The sequence below is a fragment of the Agrobacterium sp. 22-3639C2 genome (genome assembly GCF_053522105.1).
The window spans coordinates 48,713-70,289 of the sequence record NZ_JBNWDB010000006.1 but is presented as its reverse complement, the minus strand read 5'-3'; the positions used below and the strand labels follow the sequence as shown (position 1 = coordinate 70,289).

Here is a 21,577-nt window from a genome sequence, read left to right as displayed (position 1 = left end):
CGGAACGGCGAAAACTATGGCGGTTTTTGCCTGAAACTCGCCAGGAATCCTCTACGCCTTGCGTTCGATGATCCAGCGGATCTCCCGAGTATTCGCCAGATTGAATGGCAGCTCGATCTGCTGCGAAGGCCGCATGCCGGATGCATCCGCCATAAAAACATCCTCGGTCACGAAAAGCTCCAGTCCCGGCGCCGAAAACAGCCAGGTCGTTCCATCCGCTGCCTCCAGATAAACCGACTCCTCGTCCTGTTGGTATAGCTGGATGTGCGGGTGGATATGGAACCGCGATACCGCCGATATGGATTGCAATTGCGCCTTCACCACATTCTCGTCGGCCCGAAGCAGATCACGGCCCTTTATCTTCGTACCGGCAACATTCAGCTCAATTTCCCGATCGTGATAGCAACCGAAATTCTGCAAATAACCGTCATGCGACGCCCACAGGACATCATTGCCATTTGCATCCGTTCCGCGGCGGCTCTCCACCTGACTGACACCGGAAACCATGATCGGCCCGAGCAGTCTCGAGCGGGATAGTCTGCAAGACGACGTGTCGGCCAGCGTGACCGTTGAATGGGCCGCCGTCGAGCGGCTCGCTCGCTGATATTCGGGTGCTGCATTTTTCGGGAAGCCCGAATTGACGATGAACCGGCTCTTGCCACAGGACATCTCAAAGGACAGGCAGCCCGAATGGGCGTTACGCGAAAGCTCCGCCGAGCCTGGATGACCAGTGTCCACGATGATGACCGTCTCATCGGTTGCAAGACGATGATAATTGACATCCGGCAGCATTTTGGACGGCCGGCCGGCTGTCTCATCGTAACGAAGTACCGACACAAGTTCATTGGCAAGCGTGGCGGTGGCGCCATTGAACAGCGCCAGATCGCCGCCCTGATGGCGGAAAAACCGGATGGCCGGAAACATCCTGTCAATCGCCGGCACCAGCCCCGAGGGCAGATCGTGACCGAGATTGATGTAGCTTTGCCTAAGCGGCAAAAGATCGAGCAGCAAATCCAGCATGACCCTCGGATTGCGGGAAACATGCCCGCCATCTGGAAGAATCTGGCGTTCCATTTCCTGCGCCAGCTTCATTCCGTGCCGAGTAATATGGGACAGGCGGGTCGGCATGGCTATGGATGCGACGGCCAGCGCAATCCTGATCCGCAGCCTCGCTTCGCCATCCGGCGCATGTTTGACGATCCTGTCGAGATAACGCACGTGAAACGCAAGACTTTTCAGGAAACGACGATAAAAACCCGCATCGGCCTCATGTAAAACGACGGGAGAATGGGACAGCCAGGCAATCAGCCTCTGTGCCGCGATCTCCGGAGACCAGGCGATCCCCGCAACCCGCTTGCCGTGAATAGTCATCCATTCGGCAACGATACGGCGCGCCCGCTTGCTGGCCTCACTCGATCTGTCGGAACGGATATGCCGCAGCCAGCCGAATGCATGCAGCCGCTCTTCAAAAACCACCGAGGGATAGTCCACCTGAAATGGCGATAGACCGCCGGTTTCTACGACGCGGCCGGCGAGCGCAATCCGGCCCCGCAGCAATTCCTCGGCAAAATACGGATCGATTGCCCTCAGATCAGTCGGCGCCGCCACGAGAACATCGGGAACGCGATTGGCAAACCGGGATATGCGCAGGCGCAAAGGAGCGAGGCCCACACACAGATGACGATACGCCATCCGCGAGAGAAGACCGGCGGCATTGATGCTGCCTGCAAAGGACCCTGACAAGCTGTGTTTCCCGTTTCACATGTTTTGTTTTTATGAGTGAACCGTGATGATCGGAACGTATCGGCAATTATCCAATGATTCGCGGAAGCTTGGCTTTTTTCTACTTCTTACGCAAGACACTGCTAAAAAACCCATCGATGCCGCCGAACATATCCGGCGTTGTACGAAGATCGCCTTCGGCAGTGACGGCGGCTTCCATTCCCGGCCAATCGTCCTTGCGAACGGCAACACGCTCGAAGTCCGGGTTTTCCGCCAGGACCTGTGCAATCATCGCTTCCCCTTCAGAGGGATCGAGCGAGCAATTGGAAAACACCACAATGCCGCCGGCTCCCACCAGCGTGAGCGCGTGTCGCAACATCTGGCCCTGAAGAGCGGCAAGCTTGGCAATATCATCCTCGTCCTTCGTCCAGCAGACATCGGGATGTTTACGCAACGTGCCGGTAGACGAGCAGGGGGCATCCAGAAGAACGGCGTCGAAAAGCTGTTCCGGCTGGTACTTTAGCATATTGGCTTCAACGGTTTCGGCGTGAAGACCAAGCCGGTCGAGATTTTCCCTGAGGCGGCGAAGACGATTGCTGGACTGGTCCAGGGCAGTCACCTTCGCACCGGCAAGCGCGAGCTGGGCGGTCTTGCCGCCCGGAGCTGCACAGAGATCGGCAACACGTTTGCCGGAAATATCGCCCATCAGCTTGACAGGCATGCTGGCCGCGAGATCCTGAACCCACCAGGCACCCTCGGCAAAGCCTTCAAGCGAGGGAATCTGGCCTTCAAATTCACCGAGACGGACACTGCCATTCGGCAAAACCGTACCGCCCAGCTTTTCCGCCCAGACCGCCGGATCGTTCTTCACCGTGAGATCGATGGAAGAGGGCGTCAGCTGCGCTTCGGAAATCCGTTTGGCAACCTCATCTCCGTAAGCTGAAACAAGCCGAGCGTAGAACCAGTCCGGCAGCACGGGCACATCCGCGATCGCCTTTTCGATTTCTGCTTTTTCCCGGCCCAATCGCCTGAGGACGGCATTCACCAGCTTGGCAAAACGCCTGTTGCGCGGGTCGCGATGGGCCTGTTCCACGGCAAGATCGACCGCAGAATGATCGGGGACATCAAGGTGAAGCACTTGCGCTGCGCCAACGACAAGGACGTGATGAAGCGACCGGGCGCCCTGCGGCAACGGTCCGTCAAGCAGCATCGACAAGGCGGCTTCGATACGCGGAAGGTGGCGAAGCGCGCTGTTGACGATCGCTCTCACCAGCGCCCGGTCCGCAAGGGATAGCGCGCGATAGACGGGATTGCCGTTTTCGCTGTCCAGCATACCGTCCAGCGAGGTTTTCTTTTCCAGAACGGCCGCCAGAATGCGCGTTGCGGCAACGCGTGCAGCAAGGCCGGGTTTATCCTGGAAAGACGAAGGGCCGTCTTCGCGGCCCCTTGCATGGTCCTGTCCCGGTTTTTTAGACCGGGACGGCTTATTTTGAGTATCGGATGTCAAGACCACGGTCCCTTGCGCTCGTTTTCTTTGCCTCGTCCCCAGCCCGTATTGGGAACGGAGCCTGATTTGCGCTGAGGTCTATCACCCGATGGCGCTGGCGTCGATCCTCGCGGGGAAAACTCCTGTGCCATAGCGTGAAGTGCCGCCACCCGGTTTTCCGTATTCGGATGCGTAGAAAACAGGTTGTCCATGCGCTCACCGGACAGGGGATTGATGATGAACATATGCGCCGTCGCCGGGTTACGCTCCGCATCCTCATTATGAATGCTCTGCGCCATGCCCGAAATTTTCTGCAGTGCGGAAGCAAGCCAGAGCGGATTGCCGCAAATTTCCGCTCCCCGCCGGTCGGCAGAATATTCCCGGGTACGGCTGATCGCCATCTGCACCAGCATCGCGGCAAGCGGCGCCACGATCATCGCAACCAGTACGCCGATAAAGCCCAGCGGATTATTGTTGTTTTCACGATTGCCACCAAAGAAAAATGCGAAGTTGCCGAGCATGGAGATGGCGCCTGCCAGCGTCGCGGTCACAGTCATCGTCAGCGTATCGCGGTTCTGCACATGGGCCAGCTCATGCGCCATGACACCAGCCACTTCTTCAGGGGTGAGGCGCTCCAGCAGGCCCGTCGAGGCGGCGACAGCGGCATTCTGCGGGTTTCTTCCCGTCGCGAAGGCGTTCGGCTGCGGGCTATCATAAATATAAACCTTGGGCATCGGAAGATCGGCATTATGCGAGAGATCGCGGATCATGTGGAAAAATTCAGGCGCATTCGCCTCATCGATCTCGCGTGCACGATAGGCCGACAAGACCATCTTGTCCGAATTCCAGTAGGAGAAAAGATTCATACCAGCGGCAATAAGCAAGGCAATCATCATGCCGCCCTTACCGCCGATCAGAAAACCGACACCCATGAACAATGCCGTCATGAAGGCCAGAAGCATTGCCGTGCGCATCATGTTCATATGTCAAATTCTCCTTGTTACCACTCAGGAAATATTCCGGGGTTTATAAAGCCCATCTGTTTATATAATCTGGTGAACGGCAAACATATTTCAATATCCCGTCATAGGGAGGATTACTCATGCAGGATGCGGATAATGACAACGGCGCAGAAATGCTCAAGCGGCTTTCGCCGGCGGCGGAACGTGCGTTAAAGGAAGCGGAAGAACGGCGCAAACAACAGGCGGATCTTCAATTGCCGCAGGAAACCGGCGGTCGCGGCGGCGCGGAACCTGTTCGTTTCGGTGACTACGAAATAAACGGCCGCGCTATCGACTTTTGAGCACCACGGCATAAAAATACCCGCTAAACGCGGGTATTTTATCAATTAAAACAGATACTTGCTTATTTTTGCTCCAGAAGCCGGCACACGGCTTCCAGCTGCTCTAGCGTGCGGTATCCGATGCGGATTTGTCCCGATCCGCCTTTGTGGCTAATCTTCACGTCCAGACCGAGAGCATCCGAGAGGCTGCGTTCAAGCGCGACCGTATCGGAATCCTTCTCAGCCGAAGGCCGCTTCTCCAAGACGTCACCCTGCGACTTGATGTCGTTTTGCGCCAGGCGCTCGGCATCACGCACCGAAAGCCCCTTGGAAACGATAGTCCGAGCCAGACCTGACGGATCGGAAGTGGAAACAAGCGCGCGCGCATGGCCAGCGGAAAGCGAACCATCCGCCAACATGTCCCGAACCGGATCGGGAAGTTTTAAAAGACGAAGGCTGTTTGCAACATGGCTTCGGCTCTTGCCGATGATTTCACCGAGGTCGTTCTGGGTGTAGCCATGTTCGGCGATCAACTGCTCATAGCCCATCGCTTCTTCAAGCGGATTCAGATCGGAACGCTGGACGTTTTCGACGATAGCCAGCTCCAGAGCCGTGCGGTCGTCTACATCCCGAACGATGACAGGAACGTCCGTAAAACCGGCCAGCTGTGCCGCGCGCCAGCGCCGTTCACCAGCGATTATCTCGTAACGGTTGACGCCAATCGTTCGCACGACCACAGGCTGAACAATCCCGTGCTGACGAATGGATGAGGCAAGATCCTGCAACTCATTTTCGTCAAAGTGTCGACGTGGGTTTCTCTGGCTGCGAGCGATGAACTCGATCGGGATGGCGCGATCCGCACTAACGGCGCGCTGCGGTTCACCCACCGGCACAGGCTGATCCATTTCGCCGATCAACGCCGCAAGACCGCGTCCGAGTCGACGCTTGGAAAGATCATCACTCATAAGATATTACTCCATATAGTCCGGCAAAACGTCAGGCCGCCTTGCGCAGACGCTCTCTCTGGATCACTTCGGACGCCAATTGCAAATAAGCCTGGCTGCCAGCGCATTTCAGATCATAAAGAATTGCCGGTTTACCATAAGACGGCGCTTCGGAAACCCGAACATTGCGCGGAATGAGAGTGTGGTAAACCTTTTCTCCCAGATGCATCCGCACATCGGAAACCACCTGCTGCGCAAGATTGTTGCGCGCATCGAACATCGTGAGAACGATACCCTGAATATCAAGCTGCGGGTTTACCGAACCACGTATCTGGCTGACCGTATCCAACAACTGGCTGAGACCTTCCAGCGCAAAGAACTCGCACTGCAACGGTACCAGCACAGAATGAGCAGCGGTCATGGCATTCATCGTCAAAAGATTAAAAGAGGGCGGGCAATCTACCAAAATATAGGAATAGTCTCTGGCTTCCTGCGTCTCCATGGCGGTACGCAACAGAAAGACGCGGTTGGCAACATTCGCAACCTGCATCTCAAAGCCCAGAAGATCCATCGTTGACGGGACGATATCGAGGTTCGGAACTGCTGTCGGAACCGCAACTTCGGCAACGGTATGATCACCCACCAGAAGATCATAGGAAGAAAGCTTGCGCTCTTTGCGGTCGATTCCCAATCCTGTGCTGGCATTACCCTGCGGATCGAGATCAATGATCAGCACACGCTCTCCAATAGCCGCCAACGCGGTAGCCAGATTGATGGCCGTCGTTGTTTTGCCAACGCCACCCTTCTGGTTTGCGACTGCGATAATCCGGTTTTTTTCAGAAGTCATACCGCACCTGACCAGCTCGTCAGTGCCTCTTAGTGAGGTTACTGATTTCAAGAACAACAGAATCTGCCTCAATGGCACTCTGGTGTTTTATCAGATCAAACTGCCAGCGGCCATGCGCTTTCTGCAGTTCGGATTCATAATCCCTGCCTTTATTGAAATATGCCCTGAGATTTGGATTATTTTGCGCCCACGGGTGAATATATTCGAAAAGTAAATTCATCTCGGCGAGGGCTCTTGCCGAAACCGCATCGCAATTTTCAACGATTTCAGGCGCTTTTTCAATTCTGACTGGATGAACCGCGCCTCTTGCGCCGGTTTCTTTCAGCGCAATTCGCAAAAACGCAGCCTTTTTATTGTTGCTCTCTACCAGATCGACCCAACCATCACCCAGTTCCGCGAGAAAAATCGCTGTAATGACGCCCGGAAAACCGCCGCCGCTTCCCAGATCAATCCACTTTTGCGGTTGAGGGGCGAGCTGAAATATCTGTGCGCTGTCCGCGACATGCCGACTCCAGAGCTCAGTGAGAGTCGAAGGCGCAACCAGATTTGTGGTTTTGTTCCACTTCTTGAAGAGCTCGACGAAATGCTCGAGCCTCTCCTGTGTTTCACGTGAAACACTCTGGCCGTTTATCTTCATGGTCCGACTCGCTATTGGTGCATGCGCAATTTTTCACTTCCTGATGCGGAGCCTTTCCGCAGAAGTGCGAGAAGCAGCGATATCGCAGCAGGTGTCATACCGTCAACACGCGCAGCCTGGGCAATGTTCTCTGGACGTGCCTTTTCCAGCTTTTGTTTCAGTTCGTTGGAGAGACCGGATAAAGACTGAAAATCGAAATCATTGGGAATTTTTCTGTCTTCGTCTCGCTTGATATCGACGATATCCGCGTTTTGACGCTGCATATAGACAGCGTAACTCGCTTCGATTTCCAAAACCTCAGCGACCTTGGTATTAAGCGCCCGTAGCTCCGGCCAATGAGTGGTAAGAGTTTCCATCGTGATATCGGGGTAGGCGAGCATTTCATAAACCGAACGACGTTGACCGTCCTGGTTGAGTTTCAATCCCTGTTTAGCAGCCTGGGAGGGACTGATGGAAATGCTCTTCATCAGCTCGCGACCCCGATCCAGATCTGAGATAAAATCTGCGAAGCGTTTTTGGCGGTCATGCCCGATAATGCCAGCCATCTGACCAATAGGTGTAAGTCGCAGATCAGCGTTGTCAACGCGAAGTGAAAGCCGATATTCGGCTCGCGACGTAAACATGCGATAGGGTTCGCTGACACCTTTGGAGGTGAGATCGTCGATCATCACACCGATATAGGATTCGGTACGACTGAAATGGATAGGGTCTGCATTGCCTGCATATAGCGACGCATTCAACCCGGCAACCAGACCCTGGGCGCCTGCTTCTTCATAACCCGTCGTGCCATTGATTTGCCCTGCCAGGAACAATCCCGGAATTTTCCGGCATTCCAGAGAAGGCTTCAGCTCACGCGGATCGACATAGTCATATTCAATCGCGTAGCCGGGCTGAATGATGTTGACTTGCTCAAGGCCGGGGATGGTGCGGATAAACTGCTCCTGAACTGAGGCAGGAAGCGACGTCGAAATTCCATTTGGATAAATTGTGTGGTCATCAAGGCCTTCTGGTTCCAGAAATATCTGATGACCGTCCCGTTCACCGAAGCGTGTAATCTTGTCTTCGATCGACGGACAATAGCGCGGACCAACACCCTCGATCTGTCCCGAATACATCGCTGACAGATGAATATTATCCTGAATGATCTTGTGTCCAGCCGGCGTCGTTCGGGTTACGCCGCATTCGATCTGTGGATTGACAATGCGATCCGTCATAAAGGAGAACGGAACAGGATCTTCATCGGCCGCTTGCCGATCCACAGCGTTCCAATCGATCGTGCGACCATCAAGCCGGGCAGGGGTGCCAGTCTTCAGCCGGCCCATGGCGAGGCCCAGACGGCCAAGCGTTTCGGAAAGGCCAAGAGACGGTTTTTCACCAACCCGGCCTGCGGGAATCTTTTCGGAGCCGATATGAATAAGGCCGCGTAGAAAAGTGCCGCTCGTCAACACAACAGCACCACAAGGAATCCGGCTACCGTTCGCCATTCTAACGGCAGATACCCGACCATTGGTCATGTCAATATCGAATGCATCGCCTTCAATAATGCTAAGGTTTTCAATCGCATTGATTTCCCGCTGCATCGCCTCGCGATAAAGCCGTCGATCAGCCTGCGTGCGCGGCCCGCGGACGGCGGGGCCTTTTTTGCGATTGAGCATACGGAATTGAATTCCCGCTGCATCAGCAACCCGGCCCATCAAACCGTCCAGCGCATCAATTTCGCGGACCAGGTGTCCTTTACCGAGACCACCGATTGCCGGGTTACAGGACATCACCCCGATCGTCTCTCGCTTATGGGTAACGAGAGCGGTTTTAGCGCCATGTCGTGCAGCGGCCGCCGCAGCTTCGCTGCCGGCATGTCCACCACCGATAACAATGACATCAAATGACTGGTGCATATCCCTGCGCCTTATCCCAAATCATCGGCTTTGCCGTATTGGCCACCAATGTTTCACGTGAATCATTTTCCTATGCAGAATTCCGAGAAGATCACGCCCAGCAAATCTTCCACATCGACGCGGCCAGTAATGCGTCCAAGCGATGTTGCTGCGAGTCTCAAATATTCCGACCTTATCGTAAGGTCCATGGTCTCGGAATTGAGCGCATCACTAACATAGTTCAGCGTCTCTTCAAGTCGTTTTTTGTGCCGGGCGCGGGCAGGGACCAATGTCTGCGCAACACCAACCCTGCTTTCAATCTCTCGCTTTATCAATAGACGCAATTCGTCGAGACCGACGCCTTCCCTGGCGGAGATGGCGAGATCAAAAACAGCGTCAACTGTAGAAGAGGAAATTGCGGTTTTTGTCCGTAGATGCAAATGGCGAGCATTTTCCAGCGAAATGATCGATTGTTTCGGAGTCGAATCGTTATCTTGCAATATCAAAATAAGATCCGCGGTTTCCGCTGTCAGAACGGCCCGCCTTACGCCTTCCTTTTCGACCAAATCCTGCGTCTCCCGAATTCCGGCCGTATCGAATATGCGGACCAGGTAACCGTCGAGATTAATATCAACGCTCAGCACGTCTCTGGTCGTACCAGCAATGTCAGTGACAATAGCAACGTCACGGCCGCTCAGAGCATTAAGAAGCGTAGACTTGCCAGTGTTAGGCTCCCCTACCAGCGCCACCTTGAACCCGTCACGAATGATCTCGCTGCTTCCGCCGTTCTGGAGATGGCTGGTAATTTCACTATGAAGTTGCATCATCGCGTCCCACACCTGCGCGGCAACGGAATCCGGCACATCTTCCTCGTCGGCGAAATCCAGCTCCGCCTCGATCAGGGCGCGAGCACGCGTCAACCGGCCTGCCCAGCCATCGTAGAGCGCTGACAGCTTACCAGTGCTCTGCTCAACCGCTAGCCGCCGCTGCATCTCCGTTTCAGCCTGCAGCAGATCCGCCAGACCTTCGATCTCGAGAAGATCCATCTTGCCGTTTTCAAACGCACGGCGGGAGAACTCGCCGGCATCCGCAGGCCGAAATCCTTCAAGCAGTTCGAGCTCGGCAAAAATTGATGCGACAACCGCACGGCTGCCGTGGCTGTGGATTTCGATGCAGTTCTCACCCGTAAAGGAATTGGGTCCAGGGAAAACGACCATCAGCGCCTGATCGATGATCTCATTGTTTCGGTTTCGAATCGAACACAAAACCGCCTGCCGCGGTGCGGGAAGGTCACGACCGGTCAACGTCACAAAGGCTTGGAAGGCTGCGGGCCCACTGATCCTGATAATAGCGACGCCGGCCGGCAATGCTCCACTGGAGAGCGCATAAATGGTATCGGCGGAAGCTGGCATCATTCACCTCGGTTAAAACAGTCAAGCCGCATCCGAATGAACGGATGCGGCTTTAAAGCTTTGTCGATGGAACCGGTAAAACTCCGGATCAGGTATTCATCGATTCGAAGAAATCCGAATTTGTCTTGGTCTGCTTCAACTTGTCGATCAGGAACTCGATGGCATCCATCGTTCCCATCGGCGCGAGAATTCGACGAAGCACGAAAATCTTCTGGAGATCCTGACGCGGCACGAGCAGGTCTTCCTTACGTGTACCGGACTTGAGAATATCGAGCGCCGGGAAGATACGCTTGTCAGCGACCTTACGGTCAAGCACGATTTCCGAGTTACCCGTACCCTTGAATTCTTCAAAGATGACTTCGTCCATGCGGCTGCCGGTGTCGATCAGCGCGGTCGCGATAATCGTCAGCGAACCACCTTCTTCGATGTTACGTGCGGCACCGAAGAATCGCTTCGGCCGCTGCAGCGCGTTGGCATCCACACCACCGGTCAGAACCTTGCCGGAAGACGGAACGACCGTGTTATAAGCTCGGCCGAGGCGGGTGATGGAATCGAGCAGGATAACGACGTCGCGGCCATGTTCGACAAGGCGCTTCGCCTTTTCGATGACCATTTCGGCCACCTGGACGTGGCGTACAGCTGGTTCGTCGAAGGTTGACGACACCACCTCACCCTTGACCGAGCGCTGCATGTCTGTGACTTCTTCCGGACGTTCGTCGATCAGAAGAACGATCAGGTAACATTCCGGATGGTTAGCCGTGATGGAATGCGCGATGTTCTGCAAGAGAACAGTTTTACCGGTACGCGGCGGGGCGACGATCAATCCACGTTGGCCCTTGCCAAGTGGCGCGACCAGATCGATCACACGCGACGACAGATCCTTCGATGTCGGAAGCTCCAGCTCCATCTTGAACCGCTCATTCGGATAAAGCGGCGTCAGGTTATCGAAGTGAACCTTGTGACGGATCTTTTCAGGATCGTCAAAATTGATCGTGTTGACTTTGAGAAGCGCGAAATAACGTTCGCCTTCCTTGGGTCCACGGATCGGCCCCTCGACAGTATCGCCGGTCTTCAGAGAGAAACGGCGAATTTGCGAGGGCGAAATGTAGATATCGTCCGGACCCGGCAGATAATTTGCATTTGCGGACCGTAGAAAACCGAAACCGTCCTGCAGGACTTCAACGACGCCTTCGCCGATAATTTCGATGTCCTGGCTCGCGAGAACCTTGAGGATTGCGAACATAAGCTCCTGCTTGCGCATGGTGCTCGCATTTTCAACTTCCAGGGATTCAGCAAAAGTTAGCAAGTCGGTAGGCGATTTGCTCTTAAGTTCCTGAAGCTTCATTTCAGCCATGAAGGAAAGACCGTTTGATAATGTAATGTCGGGGGAGGGCGTGTTCGCGAATCAGATGCTGAGGGAGAAGCCGCAGATGACTGAATAATTCACATGCCACGAGATGAGTGGTCCGAAAATAGCGATTGAATAGGGCTACTGCAAGAGGAAAGCACGAATTCCGCGAAATTTATCGTTGCGACCTCTTAACCGAAGGGTTTCACAACCACAAGTATGACTATGAGGATCATCAGTACCGTCGGAACCTCGTTCATCAACCGCCAGTGACGGGCAGGCTTGATATTTTCATCCCGGGCGAACCGTTTGGCACTGCGGGTGAAATAGACGTGGGCGATGGTTAGAAGCACCACCAGTGCGATTTTCGCATGTAGCCAGCCGCCGGAAAAACCATAAACCGACCATGCGAGATAAAGCCCCAATATCCAGCTTATCATCATCGCCGGGTTCATGATGACCTTGATCAACCGCTGTTCCATCACCTTGAAGGTTTCGGATTGCTGCGAACCGGTGGGTGCATCGGTGTGGTAAATGAACAGGCGCGGCAGGTAAAAAATCGCCGCCATCCAGGAAATCACCGCGATGATATGAAGCGCCTTGATCCACAAATAGAGATCGGCCGGATCGGCGTAAAACAACAGCGCGACAAAAGCGGCAAAGACACCGAGCGCCATACCTGCGCGAAGGGCAGCCCTGTTTCCTGAGCGGGCGGAGGTCTGCTTCTCGCCGCTCATGCCCCGGCTCCGCCGGCACGCACCCGCTGCACCAGCCTTGCAACGTTTTCCGGATCGGCCTGCGGCGTGATGCCATGGCCGAGATTGAAGATCAGCGGGCCCTGTCCCAGAGCCTGCAGCACAGCGTCGATACCGTCCTCCAGAGCCTTGCCACCCGCCACCATCAGCATGGGGTCCAGATTGCCCTGTACCGGGCCTCCCTTCTGCAAGTCCCTTGCGAAACCGAGTGGCACCGACCAGTCGAGCCCGATGGCGTCTGCGCCCGTTTTGCGGCGATAATCCTTCAAAAGATAACCGGCCCCCTTGGCAAAGGCGATGATCTTCGCGGAGGGGCGGCGAGCGCGCACCGAAGCGATGATACGGGCGACGGGTTTTACCGCATATTCCTCGAATTCCTTCTCGCCAAGCACCCCGGCCCAGGAATCAAAAATCTGCACCGCATCGGCCCCGGCATCAATCTGCGCCACAAGGTAGTCGGCGGAAACCTCAGCCAGCAAGGCAAGAAGCTTTTCCATGGCTGCCGGCTCCCGATAACCGAACAACCGCGCCGGCGCCTGATCAGGCGTTCCGTGGCCGGCAATCATGTAGGTTGCAACCGTCCAGGGCGCACCGCAAAAACCGAGAAGCGTCGTCTCATCAGGCAAGGTCTGGCGCAAACGTGAGACGGTTTCGAAAACGGGTGAAAGATGCGCAATCACGTTGCTCGCATCCAGCCTGTCGATACCATCCACATCGATCGGATCCATGGCCGGACCTTTTCCCTCGCTGAAGGAAACATTGCGATCAAGCCCATCCGGTATCACCAGAATATCGGAAAAGAGGATAGCTGCATCAAGACCGAACCGGCGAATGGGCTGAAGGGTCACTTCGGTTGCCAGTTCGGGATTATAACAGAGATCGAGGAAACTGCCGGCGTTCTTTCGCGTTTCCCTGTACTCCGGAAGGTAACGCCCTGCCTGCCGCATCAGCCATATGGGCGGAGGTGTGACCGTCTGCCCGTTCAACACCTTTAAAACCTTACGCTCGCTCATGCCACCCAACTTCCAAAAAATAAAATCTAAGAGATTTAAAAGATTTTCTATTTCTTAGAGTCGGTGAGTAGCAAGGATTAAAATCTTTCCAGTCGATATGCCGCAGTCGGGTGTAAGCGCCAAGACCTGAACACGACATTTCATCGCTTCATCGCAATAAATGGGATAATAGATATTTATATAATATTTTCAGCTATTTAAGTTCTATCCTCTGAAGCCGTTGCCTGTGGATCATCTGTGGACAGTTTTGAACAAGTTCAGAGTTTCCAGACAATTCACAGGCATGCCTGATAGCAAGGACGCCACTTGCGGATTGTGGAAAAAACCCACTTTATCCACGAGGCGGCTCGGCCCGCGGAACAATTCGGAAGTTTGTCCCGGTTTATCAACAGCGAGAGAAAAACAGCGTGGAGAACAAAAAAAGTTTCTTCCATTTGCACCTGATTTCGGACTCAACCGGAGAGACTCTCATGTCGGCCGGTCGTGCCGTCTCGGCGCAGTTCCACGCTTCGATGCCGGTGGAACATGTTTATCCGATGATCAGGAACCAGAAGCAGCTCGCCCAGGTGGTGGATCTGATCGACAAGGAACCGGGCATCGTTCTTTATACGATCGTGGATCAGCAGCTGGCCGAGTTCCTGGATTTGCGCTGTCACGCGATCGGGGTGCCCTGCGTCAACGTCCTCGAACCGATCATCGGCATTTTCCAGACCTATCTCGGCGCACCTTCGAGACGGCGGGTCGGGGCGCAGCACGCGCTGAACGCGGATTATTTCGCCCGGATCGAAGCGCTCAATTTTGCGATGGACCATGATGACGGGCAAATGCCGGAAAGCTATGACGAAGCCGATATCGTCATCATTGGGATCAGTCGAACGTCGAAAACACCGACAAGCATCTATCTCGCCAACAGAGGCATAAAGACCGCCAATATACCGGTCGTTCCAAACGTGCCGTTGCCGGAAAGCCTTTATGCCGCCACCCGTCCTCTGATCGTTGGTCTTGTCGCGACATCGGACCGCATATCGCAGGTACGTGAAAACCGGGAACTCGGCACGACCGGCGGATTTGACAGCGGGCGCTACACGGATCGCGCTACCATCATGGAAGAGCTGAAATATGCGCGTGCGCTCTGTGCCCGTAACAATTGGCCGCTGATCGATGTTACACGCCGCTCCATAGAGGAAACGGCCGCGGCAATCCTTGCCCTTCGCCCGAGGACACGATAATCCGGATCGCAACATTCGGAGCAGACAGTCGATGAAACAAGAGTTGATCCTCGCCTCGTCCAGCGCATCCCGTCAGATGTTGATGCGCAATGCGGGGCTGACCTTTTCGGCGATCCCGGCGGATATTGACGAGCGCGCGCTCGACGAGCAGCTGGAAAAAAATGGCGCAAAGCCGGAAGAGGTTGCGCTGGAACTGGCCAAGGCGAAGGCGCTCTCGGTAAGTGCCCTGCATCCGCAAGCACTCGTTCTTGGATGCGACCAGACGATGGCGCTCGGTGCCCGGGTGTACCACAAGCCAAAAACCATGGCCGAAGCCGAAGCACATCTGCTCTCATTATCCGGCAAGGTTCATCGCCTGAACAGTGCAGCCGTTCTTGCCCGCGGCGGTGATGTCGTATGGCAGACGATTTCCAGTGCCGAGCTTTCGGTGCGAAATTTGAGCGCCGAATTCGTCTCTCGCCACCTGCAACGCGTGGGTGAAAAGGCCTTGAGCAGTGTCGGTGCCTATCAGCTCGAGGGCGAAGGAATCCAGCTATTTACTTCGATAGAGGGGGATTATTTCACCATTCTTGGCCTGCCGCTTCTGCCTCTCTTAATGAAACTGCGCGACATGGATGTCATCGATGGCTGATTCACGTGAAACATTAACTATAAACGCCTTCGTTGTCGGTTATCCGATCAAGCACTCCCGGTCACCGATCATCCATTCCTACTGGCTGAAGAAATTCGGGATACCCGGCTCCTATAAGGCCATTGAGGTTGCCCCCGATGACTTCCCCGATTTCATCACGGCACTAAAGGACCAGGGACCTGGTGCAGCGGTGGGTGGCAATGTTACCATTCCGCACAAGGAAGCGGCCTTTAAGCTGGCGGATAGTCCCGACGAGCTGGCGGAGGAACTGGGTGCAGCCAATACCGTCTGGATGGAAGAGGGCAGGCTGCATGCCACCAACACGGATGGCTATGGCTTCGTTTCCAATCTCGATGAGCGCCATCCCGGATGGGAGAAAACCGACCGGGCGGTGGTGTTCGGAGCCGGCGGTGCAAGCAGGGCCGTCGTTCAGTCGCTACGGGACCGCGGCATTGCCGAAATCCATGTCCTGAACCGCACGGTCGAACGTGCCCGTGAAATGGCTGACCGTTTCGGTGCACGGGTTTTTTCTCATCCTCAGGGCGCGCTTCATGAAGTCATGCAGGACGCCGGGTTGTTTGTGAACACGACATCGCTGGGTATGGACGGAACGGAAGCGCCCGAGATTGATTTTTCGCCGCTCGCTGCAAGTGCTGTTGTAACCGATATCGTCTATGTGCCGTTGAGAACCCCCATCCTCCAGATGGCGCAGACACAGGGTATTGCGACGGTCGATGGGCTTGGCATGCTCCTTCATCAGGCAAAACCCGGCTTTAAAAAATGGTTCGGCAAAACGCCGGAAGTTGATGACACTCTTCGTTGCCTCATCATTGAGGATATGGAGAAACATTGATGATCGTCATCGGTCTCACCGGCTCGATCGGAATGGGAAAAACGACCACGGCGAAACTGTTTGCCGCGGAAGGTATACCGGTTCTCGATTCTGATGCGGTTGTGCACGACCTCTATTCAGCAGAAGCCGTGCCGATGATCGAAGCCGCCTTTCCGGGCACGACCATTTCCGGCACGGTCGACCGTCTTGAACTCGGTAACATCCTCAGGGAGAATCCGGCTAATTTTAGAATGCTGGAAGCAATCGTCCATCCGCTTGTTCGTGAAAGACAGGAAGCTTTTCTCCGTAAGGCGAGAGAGGAAAATCAAAATTTCGCCGTTCTCGATATCCCGCTACTGTTTGAAACCGGCGCGGAAACGAGGGTCGATAAAGTAGTCGTTGTTAGTTGCGCGCCGGAAATACAGCGCCAGCGGGTTTTGTCCCGTCCCGGCATGACGGAAGAGAAATTCGAAATGATATTGGCCCGGCAGATGCCCGATGCCGAAAAGCGCCGGCGCGCCGATTTTATCATCGATAGCGGAAATGGTGTCGAAGCTGCGCGGGATCAGGTAAGAGAAATTCTGCAGAGACTAAGTGCCGGTTCGGGCAACGGAGAGAAAAATGCGTGAGATCATTTTCGATACGGAAACCACAGGCCTTGAATCGAAACTGGACCGCGTGATCGAAATCGGCGGAATCGAGCTCAACAACCATTTTCCGACCGGCCGCACATTGCATATTTATATCAACCCGGAAGATCGCAAGGTTCACCCGGACGCGCTTGCGGTGCATGGCATCACCGACGACTTCCTGAAAGACAAGCCGAAATTCGCCGAAGTCGTCGACGAAATCCGCGAATTTTTTGAAGGTGCCCGATGGGTGGCGCATAATGCGACATTCGACATGGGTTTTATCAATGCGGAATTTGCCCGCCTCGGCATTGCGCCGGTCTCATCTGAATTGGTGACGGATACGCTTTCGCTTGCACGCCGCAAGCACCCGATGGGTCCGAATTCCCTCGACGCACTTTGCCGGCGTTACGGGATCGACAACTCCCACCGCACCAAGCACGGCGCGCTTCTCGACTCCGAACTGCTCGCCGAAGTCTACATAGAAATGATTGGTGGGCGCCAGACAGCGCTCGGTTTCGGTTCCGGCTCCAAACAGCAAGCGGTCACTATCGAGGATGATGATGTCCCAAATGAGCCGTTGCAAAGGCCGCATCCTCTACCATCAAGACTGGATGCGGAGACCATCGCGGCGCACGGCAAGCTCGTTCTCGGCATGGGCGACAAGGCGATCTGGAACCGTTACCAGAATTAAGTGCGCCTGGCGCTTAGATGCGCCGTTGAAAAATGACGACAACCTCAAATAAAAACCCGGGCGCTGAACCCGGGTTTTTTTTGTCTGAACTCTAAAAAGAGCGGCGTCTCGTGCAATTCAGTTCGGTACGGCCTGAACCTTGGCTCTGGCCTGTTCCTCGGCAACGCGCTGCGAAAACATCTGCGCGAAATCGATCGGATCGATCATCAGCGGCGGGAAGCCACCATTGCGAGTGACATCGGCGATGATCTGGCGTGCGAAGGGGAACAGCAGGCGCGGGCACTCAATGAACAGCACCGGCAGCATATGTTCCTGCGGGAAACCGGCAATGCGGAACACGCCGCCATAAACCAGCTCGGCTGCAAACAGAACCTTGTCGCCATCCTTGGCTTCGGCATTCAGCGTCAGCACAACGTCGAAATCCGAACCAGAAATCGGGTTTGCGTTGACATTGACATTGATGTTGATCGACGGCGCATTGTCACGAGCCTGAAGCGAACGAGGAGCACCCGGATTTTCGAAAGAAAGATCCTTGATGTACTGGGTAAGAATGTTGAGGGAAGGACTAACTGCGCCCTGTGCGCCATTTTCAGCGGTCATTACGTTTCCTCGCGGCGTGATTTCGTGGAAGGCGGTCTATCATTTCGACTTGAGCCTTACAACCCTCGTGCTCTCGGCTCCCTAACCCTTTGCCGTGCTTCAGGGTTTGGGCAGGTTGCGATCATCCGGCTTTTGGGACCAGGGAGAATCCTTGGGCCCTTCGCGGTGAAACTCCTGTTCGTCGAGGTCCACGACCTTGGAGCTACCCTTATTTCCCTGACCATTGCTGAACCCGGAAAAGTCACCGGGTTGCGGCCCGGTCTGGCCGCCGGGTTGACCCGACTGGCGAAAAGAACCGGCCACGACGACGCGGGGTCCGAGGATCTTCCAGAAAAAACGTCTCACCGTTTTCGACAGAAGCAGGAGACCGAGTATATCGGTGATGAAACCCGGGATGAACAGCAGGATGCCCGCCACGACGCGCATGGCGCCATTGACCAGCTCATCGGCAGGCTGGGCGCCGGTACGACCTGCGGCCTGAAGATTTCTCACCATGCCGATGCCGCCGAGCCGCAGGATCAGCAACCCCAGAAACGACGTGAACAGGACGAGCGCCAATGTCAGCCACAGACCGATTGTCTTGCCGACGATGATGAAACCGGCAATTTCCAGGATTGGCATCATCAGGATGACGATGGGGAGAAAGGAAAAACGCATCTTCTAGCCTTGCGTGTGCATCTCTGGCAGATTGCCGGTTCCCGAGAACACCGATGATTGAATCTGCACATTTGAATGATGATAAGATGCAGACTATATGATGTTCAGGTTTTTGAATTTAAATGGCGGTTTTGGTAAAAGATGGGCTTTAGCGACTTTATCACATTGTTTTTTCTCGTTGCAGCGGTGCTGATCTTTCTTCAGCTGCGCAGCGTTCTTGGTCGCCGAACCGGCAATGAGAAGCCGCCATTCGACCCTTACACGCCGCGCGATGTCGCGAAAGGCCCCGTCACGGACGATAACAAGGTCGTGACCCTGCCCAAACGCTCTGAGGCGGAGGACGAAAACCGCTTTGCCGAGGCGGATGCTCTGGCACCCGTCGATACTGCCTTGAATACATCCCTGCGCGAGCTGATGACCAAGGACCCGACCTTCCGCCCCAAGGAATTCCTGAACGGCGCCCGCATGGCCTATGAGATGATCGTCATGGGTTTTGCCGATGGTGACCGCAAGACGTTGAAGAACCTTCTGTCGAAGGAAGTTTTCGACGGGTTCGAGGCGGCCATTTCCGAGCGGGAAAGTCGCGGCGAGGTGGTCAAGTCCACTTTCGTGGGAATAGAGAAGGCCGATATCACCCAGGCCGGTATCCGCGATTCCGAAGAGCAGATCACGCTCAGAATAGTCAGCCAGCTGATTTCGGCCACCTATGACAAGGATGGCAAGCTGGTGGACGGCGATCCCGATGCGGTTGCGGAAGTGGACGACATCTGGACCTTCTCGCGTGATGTCCGCTCGCGCGATCCCAACTGGAAGCTGATCGCCACTGAATCCGAGCAATGAACACGCCCTTTTCGTTCGAAGAAGTTTCTTTCGGTGATCTGCCGGGATGGCAGGACGACGATCCGCGTAAGCTGTTTCCGGCGATGCGGACGATCCTGTCACATCTTCGGAATTCAAAACCCTACAGGACCGGCGCGCTGGGTCTCACCGCCGGCGAACTGGCCTCGCTTCTGGAACTGGCCGATGAGGAACAAGCGGATAGTCCCCAGCAGGCCCGCCGGTTTTTCGAGACGAATTGTGTACCTTTCAAAATTTCACCACCCGGCGGAAAACGCGGTTTTGTAACTGCCTTTTATGAACCGGAGCTTGAGGTATCGTCCGTCCGCGACGATGTCTGGAAGTATCCGGTCTACCGCCGCCCACCGGAGCTGGTGGATATCGACGACGAAAATCGCCCGAGCGGTTTCGATCCGTCCTATGCTTTTGGCAGAGAGGGTGAGGACGGCATTTCCTATTTTCCCGATCGCCGCGCGATCGACGAAGGATATCTGCAGGGCAGGGGGCTTGAGATTGCCTGGGCGAAATCGAAGGTCGATCTGTTTTTCGTCCACGTTCAGGGTGCTGCCCGTCTTCTGTTTCCTGATGGAGAGGTGAAACGCATCACCTATGCCGCCAAGGCCGGGCATCCGTTCTCGCCGATCGGTCGGTTGCTTCTGGATCGTGGGGAACTGGATCCGAAAACGATCTCGATGCAGACAATTCGCAAATGGCTCGCCGACCATCCGGATGAGGTGGATGGGGTGCTATGGCATAATCGCTCCTATATTTTTTTCCGGGAGGCTGATGTTGCCGGCCTGGATATGGGACCGATCGCCGCCGCCAAGGTGCCGCTGGTCGCCGGGCGGGCGCTTGCGGTGGACAGGCTCATCCACACCTTCGGTTTTCCCTTCTTTATCCATGCGCCGTCATTGACCCACCTGGATAATGGCAAGCCCTTCGCGCGGTTGATGCTGGCGCTCGATACCGGCTCGGCCATCGTTGGCCCGGCACGCGGCGACATTTTCACCGGCTCGGGTTTTGAAGCCGGGGAACTTGCAGGCACAGTGCGCAACGACGCCGATTTCTATATGCTGCTGCCGCATGTTGCTGCGAAAAGGTATCGGCGATGAAGGGCAGTCGAAAGCTTGGCAAGGAAGAACGCATTCTGTGGGGTAAGGTCGCAAGAACAGCCCGACCCATCTCCGGCAGGCTGGAGGATTTGCTGGCTTTCGACGATATCGAGGAAGCCGCGGCGGAACCTGTCGTCCCGCAAACGGCAAACGCCGTCTTCCCTAGGATGCTCGCGGAGCCGGTGGACGTTTCGCCCTTTACGCCGGACAAGAAGCCAAAAATTCATCAACCGATGGAAAAGCCGATTAAGCGCAAGTTGACGCGCGGGCGGTTGCCGCTGGAAGGACGTATCGATCTGCATGGCATGTTTCAGAGCGAAGCCCATGCGGTTCTGCTCGACTTTCTATTGCGGGCGCACGAACGGGGCCTCCGGCACGTGCTCGTCATCACCGGCAAGGGTCGCTCCATCGGCAGCGATGGTGCGCTGAAAAGGGCCGTGCCCATGTGGTTCGCCAAACCGGAATATCGTTACTTGATTTCGTCCTATGAGGATGCATCCGCCAATCACGGCGGCGATGGCGCTCTCTATGTCCGGTTGGCGCGCCGCAAGGGTGAAAAATCATGACGCCCTTTGCAGAAGCCGTGCGGCTGCTTCGTGAGCGCAAGGGTGTGACACAGAAGGAGATGGCGGCGGCAATCGGCGTTTCCCCCGCTTATCTCTCGGCACTGGAGCACGGCAAACGCGGCAAACCGAGCTTCGATCTCCTCCAGCGCATCGCCGGATATTTCAACATCATCTGGGATGAGGCGGAGGAATTGTTCTTTCTCGCCGGCTCCTCCGACCCCAAGGTGGCGATCGACACGGTCGGTCTGCCGCCGCAATATACGGCTTTTGCCAATCGGCTGGCGCGGGATATTCGCAAGCTGCCGCTGAGTGTGATAGAGGAACTGTCAGCGGTGCTACAAAAAAGCCGTTCTTGCGATTGAAACCCCTCTATCCCCTGCTTTATGCAGCGTTCTGAGGCATGTGGCCTTTGGGATTGAGTGTAGAATTTCTATAGTCGTATGTCGGATTTGAGTGATTCGCGGGCTTCA

The 21,577-nt window shown here is 55.4% G+C and carries 23 protein-coding genes; 10 read left to right on the top strand and 13 right to left on the bottom strand.

What is annotated here, in order from left to right:
* Window positions 1-51: 51 nt before the first annotated feature.
* The 3 genes from ACQZ6D_RS23675 to htpX form a co-directional block, all read right to left on the bottom strand.
* A complete protein-coding gene (locus ACQZ6D_RS23675) occupies window positions 52-1,692 on the bottom strand; it encodes a heparinase II/III family protein (RefSeq protein ID WP_083211686.1) in 1,641 nt (546 codons plus the stop codon).
* Between the two features lie 151 nt (window positions 1,693-1,843).
* The gene (locus tag ACQZ6D_RS23670) at window positions 1,844-3,229 is read right to left on the bottom strand and encodes an RsmB/NOP family class I SAM-dependent RNA methyltransferase (RefSeq protein ID WP_065705246.1); all 1,386 of its coding nucleotides are present in this window, start codon (window positions 3,227-3,229) and stop codon (window positions 1,844-1,846) included.
* Window positions 3,226-4,191 carry a zinc metalloprotease HtpX gene (htpX, locus tag ACQZ6D_RS23665; protein WP_013637008.1) on the bottom strand — a complete coding sequence of 322 codons (966 nt, stop codon included), beginning with the start codon at window positions 4,189-4,191 and terminating at the stop codon, window positions 3,226-3,228. Before htpX ends, ACQZ6D_RS23670 begins: the two co-directional genes overlap by 4 nt.
* 119 nt (window positions 4,192-4,310) lie before the next feature.
* On the opposite strand from htpX, the gene ACQZ6D_RS23660 reads away from it, so the two are divergent.
* On the top strand, window positions 4,311-4,511 hold the full coding sequence (locus ACQZ6D_RS23660) for a DUF1674 domain-containing protein (protein WP_003516384.1): 201 nt from the start codon (window positions 4,311-4,313) through the stop codon (window positions 4,509-4,511).
* Window positions 4,512-4,573: 62 nt separating this feature from the next.
* On the opposite strand, the gene ACQZ6D_RS23655 is transcribed toward ACQZ6D_RS23660, so the two are convergent.
* The 8 genes from ACQZ6D_RS23655 to hemE all read right to left on the bottom strand — a co-directional run bounded on the left by ACQZ6D_RS23655 (window position 4,574) and on the right by hemE (window position 13,320).
* On the bottom strand, window positions 4,574-5,455 hold the full coding sequence (locus ACQZ6D_RS23655; protein ID WP_013637009.1) for a ParB/RepB/Spo0J family partition protein: 882 nt from the start codon (window positions 5,453-5,455) through the stop codon (window positions 4,574-4,576).
* 31 nt (window positions 5,456-5,486) lie between these two features.
* The gene (locus tag ACQZ6D_RS23650; protein WP_013637010.1) at window positions 5,487-6,281 is read right to left on the bottom strand and encodes a ParA family protein; all 795 of its coding nucleotides are present in this window, start codon (window positions 6,279-6,281) and stop codon (window positions 5,487-5,489) included.
* Between the two features lie 19 nt (window positions 6,282-6,300).
* Complete coding sequence (gene rsmG / locus ACQZ6D_RS23645; RefSeq protein WP_448730134.1) at window positions 6,301-6,918, bottom strand: 16S rRNA (guanine(527)-N(7))-methyltransferase RsmG; 618 nt, start codon at window positions 6,916-6,918, stop codon at window positions 6,301-6,303.
* 11 nt (window positions 6,919-6,929) lie between these two features.
* Window positions 6,930-8,813 carry a tRNA uridine-5-carboxymethylaminomethyl(34) synthesis enzyme MnmG gene (mnmG, locus tag ACQZ6D_RS23640; protein ID WP_065705068.1) on the bottom strand — a complete coding sequence of 628 codons (1,884 nt, stop codon included), beginning with the start codon at window positions 8,811-8,813 and terminating at the stop codon, window positions 6,930-6,932.
* A gap of 62 nt (window positions 8,814-8,875) precedes the next feature.
* Window positions 8,876-10,207, bottom strand: coding sequence for a tRNA uridine-5-carboxymethylaminomethyl(34) synthesis GTPase MnmE (mnmE, locus tag ACQZ6D_RS23635; RefSeq protein ID WP_065705066.1), 1,332 nt, complete (start codon window positions 10,205-10,207; stop codon window positions 8,876-8,878).
* An 85-nt stretch (window positions 10,208-10,292) separates the two neighbouring features.
* A complete protein-coding gene (gene rho, locus ACQZ6D_RS23630; protein ID WP_013637014.1) occupies window positions 10,293-11,558 on the bottom strand; it encodes a transcription termination factor Rho in 1,266 nt (421 codons plus the stop codon).
* A gap of 185 nt (window positions 11,559-11,743) precedes the next feature.
* Window positions 11,744-12,289 (bottom strand): protoporphyrinogen oxidase HemJ, encoded by a 546-nt coding sequence (hemJ, locus tag ACQZ6D_RS23625; protein ID WP_111803846.1) that lies wholly within the window; start codon window positions 12,287-12,289, stop codon window positions 11,744-11,746.
* Window positions 12,286-13,320, bottom strand: a complete 1,035-nt coding sequence (gene hemE, locus ACQZ6D_RS23620; RefSeq protein WP_448730133.1) for a uroporphyrinogen decarboxylase — start codon at window positions 13,318-13,320, stop codon at window positions 12,286-12,288. The genes hemJ and hemE overlap by 4 nt, the downstream gene beginning before the upstream one ends.
* Before the next feature lie 407 nt (window positions 13,321-13,727).
* Here hemE and ACQZ6D_RS23615 point away from each other — a divergent pair, with 407 nt between their 5' ends.
* From ACQZ6D_RS23615 to dnaQ, 5 genes are read left to right on the top strand one after another with little or no spacing between them, the layout of a single operon-like run.
* A complete protein-coding gene (locus ACQZ6D_RS23615; protein WP_003516369.1) occupies window positions 13,728-14,549 on the top strand; it encodes a pyruvate, water dikinase regulatory protein in 822 nt (273 codons plus the stop codon).
* A 31-nt stretch (window positions 14,550-14,580) separates the two neighbouring features.
* The gene (locus ACQZ6D_RS23610; protein ID WP_065705061.1) at window positions 14,581-15,180 is read left to right on the top strand and encodes a Maf-like protein; all 600 of its coding nucleotides are present in this window, start codon (window positions 14,581-14,583) and stop codon (window positions 15,178-15,180) included.
* A complete protein-coding gene (locus tag ACQZ6D_RS23605) occupies window positions 15,173-16,033 on the top strand; it encodes a shikimate dehydrogenase (RefSeq protein ID WP_065705058.1) in 861 nt (286 codons plus the stop codon). Before ACQZ6D_RS23610 ends, ACQZ6D_RS23605 begins: the two co-directional genes overlap by 8 nt.
* Window positions 16,033-16,641 carry a dephospho-CoA kinase gene (coaE, locus tag ACQZ6D_RS23600; RefSeq protein ID WP_065705055.1) on the top strand — a complete coding sequence of 203 codons (609 nt, stop codon included), beginning with the start codon at window positions 16,033-16,035 and terminating at the stop codon, window positions 16,639-16,641. Before ACQZ6D_RS23605 ends, coaE begins: the two co-directional genes overlap by 1 nt.
* Window positions 16,634-17,335 (top strand): DNA polymerase III subunit epsilon, encoded by a 702-nt coding sequence (dnaQ, locus tag ACQZ6D_RS23595; protein ID WP_003516361.1) that lies wholly within the window; start codon window positions 16,634-16,636, stop codon window positions 17,333-17,335. Before coaE ends, dnaQ begins: the two co-directional genes overlap by 8 nt.
* A 117-nt stretch (window positions 17,336-17,452) precedes the next feature.
* Here dnaQ and secB read toward each other — a convergent pair whose 3' ends face one another.
* Both secB and ACQZ6D_RS23585 read right to left on the bottom strand, forming a co-directional pair.
* Complete coding sequence (secB, locus tag ACQZ6D_RS23590; RefSeq protein ID WP_003516359.1) at window positions 17,453-17,935, bottom strand: protein-export chaperone SecB; 483 nt, start codon at window positions 17,933-17,935, stop codon at window positions 17,453-17,455.
* Window positions 17,936-18,034: 99 nt separating this feature from the next.
* Window positions 18,035-18,592 carry an FxsA family protein gene (locus tag ACQZ6D_RS23585; protein WP_065705053.1) on the bottom strand — a complete coding sequence of 186 codons (558 nt, stop codon included), beginning with the start codon at window positions 18,590-18,592 and terminating at the stop codon, window positions 18,035-18,037.
* A 141-nt stretch (window positions 18,593-18,733) separates the two neighbouring features.
* On the opposite strand from ACQZ6D_RS23585, the gene ACQZ6D_RS23580 reads away from it, so the two are divergent.
* The 4 genes from ACQZ6D_RS23580 to ACQZ6D_RS23565 are packed head-to-tail and all read left to right on the top strand — an operon-like array spanning window position 18,734 to window position 21,469.
* Window positions 18,734-19,432, top strand: a complete 699-nt coding sequence (locus ACQZ6D_RS23580) for a Tim44/TimA family putative adaptor protein (protein WP_003516349.1) — start codon at window positions 18,734-18,736, stop codon at window positions 19,430-19,432.
* The gene (gene mltA / locus ACQZ6D_RS23575; protein ID WP_065705051.1) at window positions 19,429-20,541 is read left to right on the top strand and encodes a murein transglycosylase A; all 1,113 of its coding nucleotides are present in this window, start codon (window positions 19,429-19,431) and stop codon (window positions 20,539-20,541) included. Before ACQZ6D_RS23580 ends, mltA begins: the two co-directional genes overlap by 4 nt.
* The gene (locus tag ACQZ6D_RS23570; protein WP_065705049.1) at window positions 20,538-21,107 is read left to right on the top strand and encodes a Smr/MutS family protein; all 570 of its coding nucleotides are present in this window, start codon (window positions 20,538-20,540) and stop codon (window positions 21,105-21,107) included. The genes mltA and ACQZ6D_RS23570 overlap by 4 nt, the downstream gene beginning before the upstream one ends.
* Complete coding sequence (locus ACQZ6D_RS23565) at window positions 21,104-21,469, top strand: helix-turn-helix domain-containing protein (RefSeq protein WP_003516346.1); 366 nt, start codon at window positions 21,104-21,106, stop codon at window positions 21,467-21,469. The genes ACQZ6D_RS23570 and ACQZ6D_RS23565 overlap by 4 nt, the downstream gene beginning before the upstream one ends.
* Window positions 21,470-21,577: the final 108 nt, after the last annotated feature.

What these genes read in the sequence shown, in the direction of transcription:
- ACQZ6D_RS23675 (WP_083211686.1), bottom strand. Translation starts at nt 1,692, where the DNA reads ATGGCGTATCGTCATCTGTGTGTGGGCCTCGCTCCTTTGCGCCTGCGC.
- htpX (WP_013637008.1), bottom strand. Translation starts at nt 4,191, where the DNA reads ATGAACATGATGCGCACGGCAATGCTTCTGGCCTTCATGACGGCATTG.
- ACQZ6D_RS23660 (WP_003516384.1), top strand. Translation starts at nt 4,311, where the DNA reads ATGCAGGATGCGGATAATGACAACGGCGCAGAAATGCTCAAGCGGCTT.
- ACQZ6D_RS23655 (WP_013637009.1), bottom strand. Translation starts at nt 5,455, where the DNA reads ATGAGTGATGATCTTTCCAAGCGTCGACTCGGACGCGGTCTTGCGGCG.
- ACQZ6D_RS23650 (WP_013637010.1), bottom strand. Translation starts at nt 6,281, where the DNA reads ATGACTTCTGAAAAAAACCGGATTATCGCAGTCGCAAACCAGAAGGGT.
- rsmG (WP_448730134.1), bottom strand. Translation starts at nt 6,918, where the DNA reads ATGAAGATAAACGGCCAGAGTGTTTCACGTGAAACACAGGAGAGGCTC.
- mnmG (WP_065705068.1), bottom strand. Translation starts at nt 8,813, where the DNA reads ATGCACCAGTCATTTGATGTCATTGTTATCGGTGGTGGACATGCCGGC.
- mnmE (WP_065705066.1), bottom strand. Translation starts at nt 10,207, where the DNA reads ATGATGCCAGCTTCCGCCGATACCATTTATGCGCTCTCCAGTGGAGCA.
- rho (WP_013637014.1), bottom strand. Translation starts at nt 11,558, where the DNA reads ATGGCTGAAATGAAGCTTCAGGAACTTAAGAGCAAATCGCCTACCGAC.
- hemJ (WP_111803846.1), bottom strand. Translation starts at nt 12,289, where the DNA reads ATGAGCGGCGAGAAGCAGACCTCCGCCCGCTCAGGAAACAGGGCTGCC.
- hemE (WP_448730133.1), bottom strand. Translation starts at nt 13,320, where the DNA reads ATGAGCGAGCGTAAGGTTTTAAAGGTGTTGAACGGGCAGACGGTCACA.
- ACQZ6D_RS23610 (WP_065705061.1), top strand. Translation starts at nt 14,581, where the DNA reads ATGAAACAAGAGTTGATCCTCGCCTCGTCCAGCGCATCCCGTCAGATG.
- ACQZ6D_RS23605 (WP_065705058.1), top strand. Translation starts at nt 15,173, where the DNA reads ATGGCTGATTCACGTGAAACATTAACTATAAACGCCTTCGTTGTCGGT.
- coaE (WP_065705055.1), top strand. Translation starts at nt 16,033, where the DNA reads ATGATCGTCATCGGTCTCACCGGCTCGATCGGAATGGGAAAAACGACC.
- dnaQ (WP_003516361.1), top strand. Translation starts at nt 16,634, where the DNA reads ATGCGTGAGATCATTTTCGATACGGAAACCACAGGCCTTGAATCGAAA.
- secB (WP_003516359.1), bottom strand. Translation starts at nt 17,935, where the DNA reads ATGACCGCTGAAAATGGCGCACAGGGCGCAGTTAGTCCTTCCCTCAAC.
- ACQZ6D_RS23585 (WP_065705053.1), bottom strand. Translation starts at nt 18,592, where the DNA reads ATGCGTTTTTCCTTTCTCCCCATCGTCATCCTGATGATGCCAATCCTG.
- ACQZ6D_RS23580 (WP_003516349.1), top strand. Translation starts at nt 18,734, where the DNA reads ATGGGCTTTAGCGACTTTATCACATTGTTTTTTCTCGTTGCAGCGGTG.
- mltA (WP_065705051.1), top strand. Translation starts at nt 19,429, where the DNA reads ATGAACACGCCCTTTTCGTTCGAAGAAGTTTCTTTCGGTGATCTGCCG.
- ACQZ6D_RS23570 (WP_065705049.1), top strand. Translation starts at nt 20,538, where the DNA reads ATGAAGGGCAGTCGAAAGCTTGGCAAGGAAGAACGCATTCTGTGGGGT.
- ACQZ6D_RS23565 (WP_003516346.1), top strand. Translation starts at nt 21,104, where the DNA reads ATGACGCCCTTTGCAGAAGCCGTGCGGCTGCTTCGTGAGCGCAAGGGT.